The sequence below is a fragment of the Epibacterium sp. Ofav1-8 genome, assembly GCF_022348185.1.
Lineage (GTDB): Bacteria > Pseudomonadota > Alphaproteobacteria > Rhodobacterales > Rhodobacteraceae > Epibacterium.
On sequence record NZ_JAKRFD010000002.1, the window covers coordinates 45,388 to 59,196 of the forward strand.

Genomic DNA, 13,809 nt, shown 5'->3' on the forward strand with positions numbered 1-13,809 from the left:
CCGCCTGTCTTGGTCTTGTCTGTCCGGCCTTAGCCGTAATGCGCCACAGGGGTGCCAGCGATGGCGGCCATGTTCAAAAGGCCGCGCGCCGTGATCGAGGGCGACACGATATGGGCGCGGTTGCCCATGCCCATCAGGATCGGCCCGACCTCCAGCCCGCCGGAGCGCATCTTCAGAATGTTGCGCACGCCAGAGGCCGCATCCGCATGGGCAAAGACCAGCACATTGGCGGCCCCTTCCAGACGCGAATTGGGGAAGATCCGCGCGCGCAGCTCCGGGTCGAGTGCGGTGTCGATGTTCATCTCGCCCTCATAGACGAAGTCGCGACGCTTATCATCGAGGATTTCCAGCGCCGCGCGCAGGCGGGCACCGGTGTCACATTGGATGTTGCCGAACTGACTTTGTGAACAGAGCGCGATCTGCGGTGTCAGGCCAAAGCGGCGCACATGGCGTGCGGCACCGATCACCGTCTCTGCGATCTCTGCGGGGGTCGGTTCGATCCGCACCTGGGTGTCGGCAATGAACAGTGGCCCGTCTTCGAGGATCATCATCGACAGCGCCCCATGCGGCGCATAGGAACCGCCGCCCAGGATCTGCTGCACGTAGTTCAGGTGCCAGCGATATTCACCAAAGGTGCCGCAGATCAGGCTGTCCGCCTCACCGCGATGCACCATGATGGCGCCGATGGCGGTGGTGTTGGTGCGCAGGATCGCCTTGGCGAGATCCGGGGTCACCCCCTGGCGCTGCATGATGCGGTGATAGCTGGTCCAATAGTCGCGGTAGCGCGGATCGTTTTCCGGGTTCACGATCTGCACGTCCTGTCCGGGCCGGATCGACAGGCCAAGCCGTTCGGCGCGACTCTCGATCACCTCGGGACGTCCGATCAGGATCGGGGTTTCGGTGGTTTCGCGCAGGATCTCCTGCGCGGCCCGCAGCACGCGCTCATCCTCGCCCTCGGCAAAGACGATCCGGCGGGCGGCCGCGCGGGCGGCCTCGAACACCGGTTTCATCAGAAGGGCGGATTTGAACACGCTCTGGTTCAGTTTTGCCCGATAGGCGCCGAGGTCCTCCATCGGGCGCTTGGCCACGCCGCTGGACATGGCGGCACTGGCCACGGCGGAGGACACGACGGCCACCAGACGCGGGTCAAAGGGCTTGGGGATCAGGTAATCGGCCCCAAATGTCAGCTGTTCGCCCTTATAGGCGGCGGCGGCTTCGGCCGAGGTGGTGGTGCGCGCCAGCTCTGCGATGCCGTCGACACAGGCGATCTGCATCTCGTCGTTGATCTCGGTTGCACCGACATCCAGCGCGCCGCGGAAGATGAACGGGAAGCACAGCACGTTGTTGACCTGATTGGGGAAATCGCTGCGCCCGGTGGCGATGATTGCGTCCGGTGCCACCTTGCGCGCCACATCCGGCATGATCTCGGGCGTCGGATTTGCCAGCGCAAAAATGATCGGACGTTTGGCCATTTTTGCGACCATTTCGGGCTTTAGCACATTGGGGCCGGAAAGGCCGAGGAACAGATCCGCGCCGTCGATCACCTCATCCAGCGTGCGCTTGTCAGAAGCTTGTGCAAAGGCCGCCTTATGCGGGTTCATGTCCTCTTCGCGGCCCTCATGGACCAGCCCGTGAATGTCGCAGAGCCAGACGTTTTCGCGCTTCACGCCGAGTTTGAGCAGCATATTGAGGCAGGCAATCCCTGCCGCGCCGCCACCGGTTGAGACGATCTTGATGTCTTCAAACTTCTTGCCGGCTACATGCAGCGCGTTTTTTGCAGCAGCACCCACAACAATCGCAGTGCCGTGCTGGTCGTCGTGAAACACGGGGATGTTCATCCGCTCGCGGCAGAGTTTTTCGACGATAAAACAATCCGGTGCCTTGATGTCTTCAAGGTTCACCGCGCCAAAGGTCGGTTCCAGTGCACAGACGATATCAGCCAGTTTTTCCGGATCGCTCTCGTTCACCTCGATATCGAAACAGTCGATATTGGCGAAATTCTTGAAGAGGACCGCCTTGCCCTCCATCACCGGTTTGGAGGCCAGCGCGCCGATATTGCCAAGGCCCAGAACCGCAGAGCCGTTGGAGACCACCGCAACCAGATTGCCGCGGGCGGTGTAGCGCGCGGCGTTGACCTCATCCTCCTTGATCTCGACGCAGGCCTCGGCCACGCCGGGGGAGTAGGCGCGGGCAAGGTCATTGCCAGTGGCCAGCGGCTTGGTGGCGCGGATTTCCAGTTTACCGGGACGCGGGAACTCGTGATAACGCAGGGCCGCGTCGCGCAGGGATTCCGAAGTCTTGTCGGTCATGAATAGGCGCTCCTGATGGTGATAGTTTAGTGTTAAACTATCTTGAGGCTCAGGGAAACAGGCTTTCCGCGCCTTTGTGGGCAGCGGCAGAGAAGCGCTGAACGGGCCTGGCCGACCCGTCCGAAGCGACGCCATGTCGGGGGAAGGGGGGCGCTCCCGCCCCCGCGCGGGCCAGCGCCTGCGGCGTGACCCGCTGGCGGCGTTGGGCCGCGCCCGCAGCGCGCAAGGCGCGCTGCGGGCGGTGGCGCGCGACGCGACCGGATCACGCGTAAAGACCGCCGGGCAGGGGAGGCGGGGGGCATGAAACGCTGCGGGCTACAGAGCCCATCCGCAATGAAGCGCGAATGCCGGTGAGGCGAGGATCTGCTGGCCTTCGCCCTTGAATACCGTACGGGGAGCGCGCAGGGTGGCGACACATCACGATATCACCAGCCTCAAGGGAGTGCACCATGGCCGACACGGTCGCCGAGATCCTGCTGCCCACATCCGAGTTAAGGGATGATATTCCCTTTTATACCAAGGTTCTGGGAATGAAGCTCGACATGATCTACCCGGCGGACGACCCGCGCGTGGGGGTATTTTCCGGCCATGGGTTGCGGGTGCGGATCGACCGGGATGCACAGACCGCGCCCGGGGTCATCCGGATCCTGACCGATGATCCCGATGGCTTTGCCGCGGGGCAGCGCGATCTGGCTGCGCCGAATGGGACGCGGGTTCTGATCGACGCGCGCAATCCGCCTCTGGTGATGCCCGCAACCGTGCACAGTTTTGTCGTGCGACGGCTGAAGGACCAGGCTCCGTGGATCATCGGACGCGCGGGCATGCAGTATCGCGACCTGGTGCCGGATCGGCTCGGAGGCTCGATCATTGCCAGCCATATCCGCATTCCGGACGGCGGCCCGGTGCCGGATATGGTGCATTTTCACAAGGTCGGGTTTCAGCTGATTTTCTGCATCCACGGTTGGGTCGATGTGGTCTACGAGGATCAGGGCGACAAGATGCGGCTCACCGCCGGGGACTGCTTTATCCAGCCGCCGGAGATTCGTCACCGGGTTCTGGAAGCCAGCGACAACGTTCAGGTGATCGAGATCGGCGTGCCTGCGGAGCATGTCACCGAGATCGACCACGATATGCGCCTGCCGACGCCGCATTACCGGCCGGAGCGGGAATGGGACGGGCAGCGCTTTGTCTATAACACAGCCGAGGGCGCGGCGTGGCAGGCGTTCCGACTGCCGGGGTTTCTGTGCCGTGACACCACCATTGCCGAGAACACCAAGGGCGTTGCCGGGGTGCAGGTGGTGCGTCCGGCTCCCGATGGGGGCACCAGCCCCTGGGCGGCGCATGATACCGATATTCACTTTGCCTTTGTGATGGCGGGCACGGTGACGCTGGAAGGAGAGGGCCGAGCGCCCTATGATCTGGAACAGGGCGATGCGTTTGTGATCCCGCCGCATATGAAGACCCGGCTCAGTGCCGCCTCGGCGGATCTGGAGATCCTGGAGGTCACCTTGCCCGGGCAGTTCGACACCACGCTGGAGCAGGATGCGGAGCCGCAGCGGGCTTGACCTTCGCCGGCAGATCCTATTTGACCATTTGGTTAAAATAAGAACAGATATCTGCGGGGCCGCCCTGCCGGCTCCGTCATCAATCCGGAACACCGCCGCAAGAGCACCTTGGCGCCGGTGTCGCAACTGGGAGTGCAGCCATGTCTCACGTCGAAAAATCCACCAGCTCTTTGCGGTCGTCTGCGGCTGCGGTGCGTGAGAATGCCCATGCACCCTATTCGAATTTCAAGGTCGGCGCGGCGATCCGGGCCGCATCCGGTACCGTCTATGTGGGCTGCAACGTCGAGAATGTTGCCTACCCCGAAGGCACCTGTGCCGAAGCGGGCGCCATTGCCGCCATGGTTGCGGCGGGCGAGACCGAACTGGTGGAGGCTTATGTCATCGCCGATTGTCCCAGCCCGGTGCCGCCCTGTGGCGGTTGTCGCCAGAAACTGAAGGAATTCGGCGCCGCCGATGTTCCGGTCACGCTGGCCACGACCGATGGCACGGAGATGGAGACCACCATCGGGGCCTTGCTGCCCGGTGCCTTTGACGCGGGCCACATGGAACGGAGCTGAGAGCGATGGATGCACGATCTGTCATCGCCAAGCTGCGCCAGCGCCAGGTGCCCACCGCGCCGGAGCTGTCTTGGTTTGCCGAGGGGCTGGCCGGAGGCGCGGTGAGTGATGCGCAGGCGGGCGCCTTTGCCATGGCCATCTGCCTGACCGGCCTGCCGGCCGAGGCGCGTTCGGCCCTGACATTGGCCATGCGCGACAGCGGTGATGTGCTGCATTGGGATTTGCCGGGACCGGTGGTGGACAAGCATTCCACCGGCGGGGTCGGCGATTGTGTCTCGCTGCTGCTGGCGCCGGCCCTGGCGGAATGCGGGGCCTTTGTGCCGATGATCTCGGGCCGGGGCCTGGGGCATACCGGCGGTACGCTGGACAAGCTGGAGGCCATTCCCGGCCTGTCCACCCAGGTGCCGCAGGATCGACTTGCCAAGATCGTGGGGGATGTCGGCTGCGCGATCGTCGGGGCGACCGCACGTATCGCCCCTGCGGACAAACGGCTCTATGCGGTGCGGGATGTGACGGCGACGGTCGAGAGCCTGGACCTGATCACGGCGTCGATCCTGTCGAAGAAACTGGCGGCCAGCCCGCAGGCGCTGGTGCTGGATGTGAAGATCGGCTCCGGCGCGTTTATGAAAACGGTCGAGGAGGCCCGTGCCCTGGCGGTCTCTCTGGTGGAGACGGCCAAGGCTGCGGGCTGTCCGACGCAGGCGCTGATCACCGATATGAACCAGCCGCTGGTGCCCGCGCTTGGCAATGCGCTGGAAGTCGCGGAGGTGATGCGGGCGCTGACCGGGCAAAGCGGCGGAGCAATCATCGACATCACCGTGGCGCTGGGGGGCGCCCTGTTGCATCAGGCGGGGCTTGCCGACAGTGCCACGGCCGGAGAAGCGCAGATCGCGGCGGTACTTGCCGACGGGCGCGCGGCGGAACGCTTTGCCCGGATGGTGGCGGCCCAGGGCGGGCCGGTCGGGTTTGCCGACGACTGGGCGCAGCTGTTGCCGGAGGCCCCGGTTATTCACGAAGTGACGGCGCAGACACCCGGGCAGATTGCGGCGATCGACGGCGAGGCGCTCGGGCTGGCGGTGGTGCGGCTCGGTGGTGGGCGCATGGTGGAGAGCGACCGTGTCGACCCGGCGGTGGGCATCGCGGATCTGCTGCCCCTGGGGAGTACCGTCGCCCCGGGTGATGTGATCGCCCGCATCCATGCCGCCCGCGCCGAGGATGCGCAACAGGCGGCGTCGGCCCTGCGGGCGGCGGTGACCGTTGCGCCTGCGGCCCCCGATCTGCCGCCGCTGTTGCATGAAAGGATCTCCTGATGGCGCGCGCTTTCCTGGTGGTCATGGATTCGGTCGGGATCGGCGGTGCGCCGGACGCCGGCGCCTATTTCAACAAGGATCTGCCCGATCTGGGCGCCAATACCGTGGCGCATATCGCTCAGGCCTGTGCGGCAGGGCGCGCCGAGGAAGGGCGCAGCGGCCCGCTCCAGGTCCCGACGCTGGATCGGCTGGGGTTGGGCGCGGCGCTGCGTCTTGCCACGGCCCAGCCCGCACCCGGGCTGGAGGCGGAGCCAGCGGGGCTCTGGGGTGCTGCCCGCGAGATCAGCACCGGCAAGGACACCCCCTCGGGGCATTGGGAGCTGGCGGGGCTGCCGGTGCCCTGGGCCTGGCATTACTTCCCCGAGGACGGCGATGCCTTTGACGCCGATCTGGTTGCGCATGTGGCGCAGGCGGCGGGCACCACGGGCGTGCTGGGCAATTGTCATGCCTCCGGCACCGAGATCATTGCAAAGCTGGGCGAGGCCCATATGCGCAGCGGCCTGCCGATCTGCTATACCTCTGCCGACAGCGTCTTTCAGATCGCCGCGCATGAGGAGAGTTTTGGCCTCGACCGGCTGCTGGCACTCTGTGCCGAGGTGGCGCCCTTCCTGCACCGGATGAAGGTCGGTCGCGTGATTGCGCGGCCCTTTGTCGGTACGGCAGAGACCGGGTTCACCCGCACCGCCAACCGGCGCGATTTTGCGATCACGCCACCGGCACCGATCCTGACGGATTGGGTGCAGGCCGGCGGTGGCCGTGTGCACGGGATCGGCAAGATCGGCGACATCTTCTCCATGCAGGGCATAGATACTCTGGCCAAGGGCACTGATGCGGAGCTGATGAACCATCTCCGTGCGGCGGTGAACAGCGCCGAAGAGGGCAGCCTGACCTTTGCCAATTTTGTCGAATTCGACAGCCATTTCGGGCACCGGCGTGACATTGCGGGCTATGCCCGCGCGCTGGAGTGGTTTGATGGCGAAATCGCCCGCGTCCTGGAGGAGCTGCGCGACGGGGACCTGCTGATCCTGACCGCCGATCACGGCAACGATCCAAGCTGGCCGGGCTCCGACCATACCCGCGAGCAGGTGCCGGTGCTGATCGCAGGGGCGGGCACAGGCAGTATCGGCAGCATCCGCTTTGCCGATGTCGCAGCCTCTGTTGCCGCCCATCTGGGGGTCCCAGCACAGGGGCCCGGGCGGAGCTTTCTGCCCGCATGAACCACCGGCATGCGCCGGAAAACGCCTTGCCTGCCCCCGGGTGCGGCGCTTAAGAGAACCAAAAGCAAAATGGAGAGCGCCCGATGAGTGACCACCTGACCGTCGTTGACCACCCGCTGGTGCAGCACAAGCTGACCATCATGCGCGACAAGGCCACATCCACTTCGGAATTCCGCCAGTTGCTGCGCGAACTGACCCAGCTGCTGGCCTATGAGGTCACCCGCGAACTGCCCCTGACCACCACCACCATCGAAACCCCGATGGAAGAGATGGAAGCGCCGATCCTGGCGGGCAAGAAACTGGCGCTGGTGTCGATCCTGCGCGCAGGCAACGGCATGCTCGACGGGGTGCTGGAACTGGTGCCCTCGGCGCGGGTCGGGTTTGTCGGCATGTACCGGGATGAAGAGACGCTGGAGCCGGTGCAATACTACTTCAAGGTGCCGCAACAGATCTCTGACCGGATGGTGATCGCGGTGGATCCGATGCTGGCCACCGGCAATTCCTCTGTCGCGGCGATCGATCTGTTGAAGAAGGCGGGGGCGAACAATATCCGCTTCCTTTGCCTGCTGGCCTCGCCCGAAGGGGTGGCCCGCATGAAAGAGGCGCATCCGGATGTGAAGATCATCACCGCCTCGCTGGACCGCCAGCTGAACGAGAAGGGCTATATCCTGCCCGGTCTGGGGGACGCCGGGGATCGTATGTTCGGGACCAAGTAACGCCCGACCTGCAGGGCGCGCGCAGGGCCAGCTCGGCACCGCCCGCGCGCGCCTGACCCGGGGCCCGAGCGGGCCTGCCGGATCTGAGCGCCAGGTTGTGGCGACGATCTGCCGGAACCTGCCATATTGTTGCCAGCATTTCCTTTACTCAGCGGGGCTTTTCAGGCATCCTGCCGCCATATATTGTGGGGCAGTTCCATGAAAATAACTAGAATTACGGCAGTATCCCTTATCTGGGCGGTTTCAGGTGGGGCGGGTCTTTACGCGCAGACCATTCAGCCCATCGCGCGCCCTGCGGAGGTCCCTCCGGCGTCATTTGAGGGGCGTCAGTTCGTGGACAGCAAGGGCTGTGTGTTTATCCGTGCCGGTGTCGACGGCAATGTCGCGTGGATTCCGCGGGTGAACCGGGCGCGACAACAACTCTGCGGTGCCACGCCGACAGAGATCGCCGGGGCCCGCCCCGCCGCGGAGGTTCCCCCGTCACCCGCCCCCGAAGTGATTTCACTGGCGCCCGGAACCGCAGCAGGATCCGACGCGGCCTCCGCGCCCGCCGCCTCCGCAGCTACCTCTGTCGCGCCGGTGACGCCGGTGGTGAAACCGCAACGTGCGGCCGAGAGCACCTCTGCGGCGCAGACGGCGGTGAACCTGTCGCCGGTGCGCCCCGCTCGCCCGGTCTCCGCACCCCGGGCGCCCACATCCGGCACCCGGCCTGCGGTGGTCCCCGTCGCACGCCCGCAGACCGCCGCGGCCTCCGCCGATCCCTTGTCCCGCATCACGCCGAACACACGCATCCTGCCGGTTCATATCTATCTCGAACGCCGCAAGAGCGAGGGGCTGCAGGTGCCCGAGGGGTATCGCGTGGTGTGGGAAGATGACCGCCTGAACATCCACCGCGCCGAGCAGACCATACGTCCCACGGTTCTCAGTGATCGCATGGTGGTCCCGGACGGCTACGCCCCTGCCGATCGCGCCGACAACCGCATGAACGCCCAGCGGGGCGTGCGGACCCCGCAGGGCGATGCGCAGATGGCGCAGGTCTGGAGCGAAGAGCTGCCCCGTCGGCAGGTCGAGCGACCGCTGGACAAGACACCCTTTGTTCTGTGGGACGCGAAGGCGAAATATGGCATCGTGCCGCCGCGCCGGGGTGGGACAGGGTCCGCCATCTCGAGCCGCTCTGCTCCCGATGCAACCTTGCCCGAGGCCGCTCCCGTGGCGCGCCGTTACGTGCGTGCCGCAACCCTGTCGGATCCGGCCGAAGCCCGGCGCGTGGCGCGGGATCTTGCCTCTGCCACCGGATTGCAGATGCGGCTGGGCACGCTGAAACGGAACGGGCAGACCTACAAGGTGGTGCTTGCCGGTCCCTTCACGGTCGGAGCTCAGCAGGCGCTTCACCGCATTCGTGCGGCTGGCTTCAGCGGCGCGCGCCTCAGCAAATAGGCGCGCGCAGGCGCAAGGGCGACCAGAGCTGCCTAGCTGTCCCACGCCGGGCGGAACCTCGGTGCCAAAGCGGATGTCGTATGCGGGGGGCTTAAGGGCTGTGGCGCGTCAGCGCCGGGGGCTGCGCCTAGCCGCAGATGTTCTGCAACTGCACCCAATCCCGGTCGTTCAGCACCGGCGCCAATTCCCGCCCGGCCATCGGATCGGCTTCGATCAGTCCCAGCGTGGTTTCGCCGGTGACATCGCGGGCGTAGGCATAGGGAGTGGAGGGAATGGCCGCGCGGGCAAATTCCGCCAGTAGGGTCTCCACATCGACGCCGGGGCGCGGCGAGGCCAGCATGGTCTCCGAATAGCGGTCCAGGGTCTCGCGCCGGATTTCGCCGGTGGTCAGCAGGCGGAAGGTGGCGCCGATGCCGCCAATGTCGAGGATCTCGGCCATCGGGTCGCGCGTATCAGCCCGCACATGTTCCACCAGCACTGCCCCGGCAGCCACCGCCGGGTCCTCGTAGTCTTCGACAAAGGAGCGGTGGATCAACACGATGCCGCCGGGTAAGGTCAGGCTTTCGGCAATACCGGAGCGCAGCACCACCACGCGGCGCACATCGGTGCGATCCGCGAGCTTTCTCAGGATCGGTTCCGCCTCGGCCGTGGAGCAGGCCTGCCCGGAGACCCGCTCGATGCGCCCGAGAAGGGCCTGACCAATGGCCTTGCGATGCACGTCCGACACCGCCGCGAGGGTCTGCGTGCGCATGGTCTGTGGCAGGCCAAAGGCCAGCAGCGTGGCAACACAGGCCAGAATGCCAAGACCGCCATAGAGCCGCAGCCGCCCGGGATGCGGGCGCGCGCGGTCGATGGCGGTCTGCACCGTCTCGATCGCCTCGCGCATGGTGACCTCATCCTCGGCCAGTTCCAGCGTCTCGCCGGGGTCGCCATCGGGATGATAGAGGGCAGGAAACGCGCCCGGATTGGCCCGCTCGACCGCGGCCAGCGACCAATGGGCGAGGGGGCGATCCTGCATATCGGTAATGGTGAGCGTCGCATCCCCGAGCGAGACAATCACGTCGCGCCGCTGCTCTGACGGCGAAGGCCGCCAGATGCCCACCGCCTCAAGCCGCTGAAATTCACGGAGTACCGTCATCGACCGGGATTGCCTGCTCCTGTTGTTCTAGATGGTATTTAACATGCAAGCCGCATCGGCGGCAAACCGCTTTGCGGCTCAAATGGCGGCGCTTGAGTGTTTTTCTAAGCGTTGAGAGGGCGTTGAGGTGGAAAGGAGCCGGATGTGGACGTGCAAGACGTGCCGTTGGACTGTTGACGAGCATACCAGAGGGCACCTGCGAAGGCAGACGGGCGGGATGGTGTGTCAGGCACGGATGCGAGGGGGGTGGTGTCTGAGCTTGGCGATATAGAGACCATGTACGAGATATCTGTTATTCGTGTTGCGTGTCGCGACTTTTTGGGTCTGAGCCTATATTGACCTAGAGCCTGTCCGATCTGTCCGACATCCAAGTCCGATACCTGCTTTCAAGCTCGTTTATCTTTCCGGGTAGCAGACTTATTATATCGAAGCCTCCTCCATACGGCGCGAGCACAGTTTGTGTGTTCTCTGAGAATAGAACTGCTCGTTCTCGGTCATTAGCAATTTCACCAAACAATCCGTCCAGCGATCTTGGCTTCCAATCATGTACCTTCGCAAAGAACGTTATCTCGAATTGATCTGAAGGATCTTCGCTCTCGTCGATCCAATTCATGGCCTTAGTCATACTCATGCGGACCGGTAAGCCATTGCCTTTAGGCATCAAGTCAGCGAAATAACCGGTTACCACCCATACGCGCGCATGATCTCCAAAACACTCGGTTGTAAGAGTGTTGGCCCTAGATAAAACAGTGTCCCAGTCATGGTTGGCATCTGCATATCGCTTGGATTCTGGGAGCGCATGAAATCTCGTCCAGTAGTCGGAAAAGTCATACCTCAAAACGTGCCCGAGCGGCGGAGTCTCACTGAATAATCGCCGCCAAACTTGCGAGAATTCGGCTGGAGGGGGCGGTGTAGTAGAATTCGGCATGTCAGCTTGGTAGCCCATAGGTACCAACTGCAGCAATGTCCGCGTATCTTTCATCTATGAATGCCGTGGTGAATGCCAGCAATCGCAGCTTCACGCCCGGTCTGACAGATCTTCGCCATCCAGTCTCATTTCACAAAAGTGGCCCCAATTCGCGGCTGGAAGTTGCCCTCAACTCCCCCCGGCGAAGCGTTTCCTCAGTTCAAACTTCTGGATCTTTCCGGTCGAGGTCTTGGGCAATTCCCCAAAAACCACCGCTTTCGGGGTCTTGAAACCGGCAAGCGTCTGGCGGGCGAAGGCGATCAGGGCGGCTTCGTCGACCGCTGCGCCCTCTTTCAGCTCCACAAAGGCACAGGGCACTTCGCCCCATTTTTCGTCGGGTTTTGCCACCACCGCAGCAAGGTTCACATCCGGGTGGCCCATCAGCACACCTTCGACCTCTACGGAGGAGATATTCTCTCCGCCTGAAATGATGATGTCCTTGGCCCGGTCGGCGATCTGGATATAGCCATCGGGATGCTGCACCGCGATGTCGCCGGAGTGGAAATAGCCGCCGGCAAAGGCCTCAGCGGTGGCCTCCGGGTTCTTCAGATAGCCTTTCATGACCGAATTGCCGCGCATCACGATCTGTCCCTGCGTCTGACCGTCCTTGGCGACTTGCGTCAGGGTCTCGTCCAGAACGGTGACATCTTCCATCATCGGAAAGGCCACGCCCTGACGCGCCTTGATCGCGGCACGCCCGGCGGTGTCGAGCGTGTTCCAGCTGTCGCCTTTCCAGAGGCATTCGGTGACATGGCCGTAGGTTTCCGTCAGACCGTAAACCTGTGTGACGTGAAACCCCAGACGCTCGATCTTCTCCAGCGTCGCCGGGGCAGGGGGCGCGCCTGCGGTAAAGACCTCGACCGTGTGGTCAAAGGCGCGCCGCTCCGTGTCCTTGGCGTTGACGATCATATTGAGCACGATGGGCGCGCCACCAAAATGGGTCACGCCCTCATCGGCGATGGCATCATAGATCGCCTCGGCGGTTGTGTTGCGGCAGCAGACCACGGTGCCGCCCAGCACCGGCATCATCCACGTGTGATTCCAGCCGTTGCAGTGAAACAGCGGCACGATGGTCAGATAGACCGGGCGCATTTGCAGCCGCCACGAGATCACCGTTCCCATGGTCATCAGATAGGCGCCGCGATGGTGATAGACCACGCCCTTGGGCCGCCCGGTGGTGCCGGAGGTGTAGTTGAGCGCAAGGCTTTCCCATTCGTCCTCGGGCATGATCCAGTCGAAATCATGAGGGGCCGCAGCGAGGAGTTCATCATAGGTGGCATGGCGTCCGCTTGCGGGCACACTCGCCTCGGGATCGGGCACCTCGATGAGGATCGGGCCCTCGCCCTGCATCCGCGCCTTGGCGGCCTCGGCCAGTTCCAGAAACTCACTGTCAACCAGCGCCACCTTGGCCTCTCCGTGGTCAAAGATATAGGCGACGGTATCCACATCCAGCCGGATGTTGATTGTGTTGAGCACCGCACCACAGGCCGGCACGCCAAAATGCGCCTCGGCCTGTGCCGGGATATTCGGCAGCAAGGTTGCAACCACATCGCCGGGTGTCACCCCCATGCCGGCCAGCGCTGCCGCCAGCCGGGTACAGCGGTCGTAGTAATGCGCGTAGGTGCGCCGGGTTTGGCCGTAGACCAGGGCCGTGTCCTCGGCAAAGACATGCGCCGCGCGCTGCAAGTGTGAGAGCGGCGTCAGCGGCACATAGTTCGCCGCCGTCCGCTCCAGCCCGGTTTCATCTGCCAGCCACCCCATGATTCCTCCTCCCGGTCTTGCCGATTTGCGCCTGAGACCGAATATTGCGCTGGAGATTTGAAAATTGAAAGAGATTGCGTACCTGGGCGGTATTTCTACTGGCTTCGCCCCAAGCGCTCCGATGTTTCCCAATGCTCTGTAATGGGTTAGCCTCTGCGCATGATCCTTTCGCGCGGGCGCAACTACGTCTTTATCCATATCCCCAAGACCGGCGGCACCGCGCTTGCGCTGGCGCTGGAGGCGCGCGCCATGGCCGGGGATGAGATGCTGGGCGACACGCCGAAGGCCGTGAAACGCCGCCGCCGCCTGCATGGCACCCAGACGCGAGGGCGATTGTGGAAACACTCAACCCTGGCCGACATCGAAGGCCTCGCCAGCCGCGAGGAGCTGCGGCAGATGTTTGCCTTCACGTTGGTGCGCAATCCCTTTGATCGCGTGGTGAGCCTCTATCACTGGCTGCAAGGACAGACGTTTGACCATCCAATGGTGCCACTGGCCAGATCGCGGTCGTTTTCCGGCTTTGTCACCGACCCTTTGGTGATGCGCGCGCTCAGGGCCCAGCCTGCGCCCTCATATATGCAGCAGTCGGACGGGTATGAGCATTGCAGCCTTTATATACGGCTCGAATCCTTCGCCACAGATGCCGCACCCTTGTTCGATCACTTGGGATTCGCACTGGATCTGCCTCGTGTGAACGGGTCACAGCGTGATCCCGACTGGCGCGTTTACTATGATACACAGGCGATTACTGCCGTTCAGGATTGCTGCGCTACTGAATTGGAGCGATTTGAATACTCTTTTAACGATTCCCCCCTATCCCTTTGAGACAGAG

11 protein-coding genes are annotated in these 13,809 nt (G+C 63.8%); 7 read left to right on the forward strand and 4 right to left on the reverse strand.

All coding sequences use genetic code 11. The annotated features are described in order from the left end of the window. Window positions 1–29: 29 nt before the first annotated feature. Complete coding sequence (locus tag MHM97_RS03035) at window positions 30–2,309, reverse strand: NADP-dependent malic enzyme (RefSeq protein ID WP_239319316.1); 2,280 nt, start codon at window positions 2,307–2,309, stop codon at window positions 30–32. Between the two features lie 449 nt (window positions 2,310–2,758). Between MHM97_RS03035 and MHM97_RS03040 the strand changes: the two genes are divergently transcribed. The 6 genes from MHM97_RS03040 (at window position 2,759) to MHM97_RS03065 (ending at window position 9,111) form a co-directional block, all read left to right on the forward strand. Continuing rightward, a complete protein-coding gene (locus MHM97_RS03040) occupies window positions 2,759–3,874 on the forward strand; it encodes a cupin domain-containing protein (protein WP_239319318.1) in 1,116 nt (371 codons plus the stop codon). Between the two features lie 140 nt (window positions 3,875–4,014). Then, window positions 4,015–4,431, forward strand: coding sequence for a cytidine deaminase (locus MHM97_RS03045; protein WP_239319320.1), 417 nt, complete (start codon window positions 4,015–4,017; stop codon window positions 4,429–4,431). Window positions 4,432–4,436: 5 nt separating this feature from the next. Then, window positions 4,437–5,741, forward strand: coding sequence for a thymidine phosphorylase (locus MHM97_RS03050; protein ID WP_239319322.1), 1,305 nt, complete (start codon window positions 4,437–4,439; stop codon window positions 5,739–5,741). Beyond that, window positions 5,741–6,958, forward strand: coding sequence for a phosphopentomutase (locus MHM97_RS03055; RefSeq protein ID WP_239319325.1), 1,218 nt, complete (start codon window positions 5,741–5,743; stop codon window positions 6,956–6,958). The genes MHM97_RS03050 and MHM97_RS03055 overlap by 1 nt, the downstream gene beginning before the upstream one ends. 83 nt (window positions 6,959–7,041) lie before the next feature. After that, window positions 7,042–7,674, forward strand: a complete 633-nt coding sequence (gene upp, locus MHM97_RS03060; RefSeq protein ID WP_239319328.1) for a uracil phosphoribosyltransferase — start codon at window positions 7,042–7,044, stop codon at window positions 7,672–7,674. 198 nt (window positions 7,675–7,872) lie between these two features. Beyond that, window positions 7,873–9,111 carry an SPOR domain-containing protein gene (locus MHM97_RS03065; protein ID WP_239319331.1) on the forward strand — a complete coding sequence of 413 codons (1,239 nt, stop codon included), beginning with the start codon at window positions 7,873–7,875 and terminating at the stop codon, window positions 9,109–9,111. 127 nt (window positions 9,112–9,238) lie between these two features. On the opposite strand, the gene MHM97_RS03070 is transcribed toward MHM97_RS03065, so the two are convergent. The 3 genes from MHM97_RS03070 to MHM97_RS03075 all read right to left on the reverse strand — a co-directional run bounded on the left by MHM97_RS03070 (window position 9,239) and on the right by MHM97_RS03075 (window position 12,977). Further along, window positions 9,239–10,249, reverse strand: coding sequence for a hypothetical protein (locus MHM97_RS03070; protein WP_239319334.1), 1,011 nt, complete (start codon window positions 10,247–10,249; stop codon window positions 9,239–9,241). 340 nt (window positions 10,250–10,589) lie between these two features. Beyond that, window positions 10,590–11,231 carry a DUF3885 domain-containing protein gene (locus tag MHM97_RS22970; protein WP_441316269.1) on the reverse strand — a complete coding sequence of 214 codons (642 nt, stop codon included), beginning with the start codon at window positions 11,229–11,231 and terminating at the stop codon, window positions 10,590–10,592. Window positions 11,232–11,345: 114 nt separating this feature from the next. Next, entirely contained in the window at window positions 11,346–12,977 is a 1,632-nt protein-coding gene (locus MHM97_RS03075; protein WP_239319337.1) for an AMP-binding protein, read from the reverse strand. A 159-nt stretch (window positions 12,978–13,136) separates the two neighbouring features. Between MHM97_RS03075 and MHM97_RS03080 the strand changes: the two genes are divergently transcribed. Next, entirely contained in the window at window positions 13,137–13,802 is a 666-nt protein-coding gene (locus tag MHM97_RS03080) for a sulfotransferase family 2 domain-containing protein (protein ID WP_239319340.1), read from the forward strand. The last annotated feature ends 7 nt before the right edge of the window (window positions 13,803–13,809 follow it).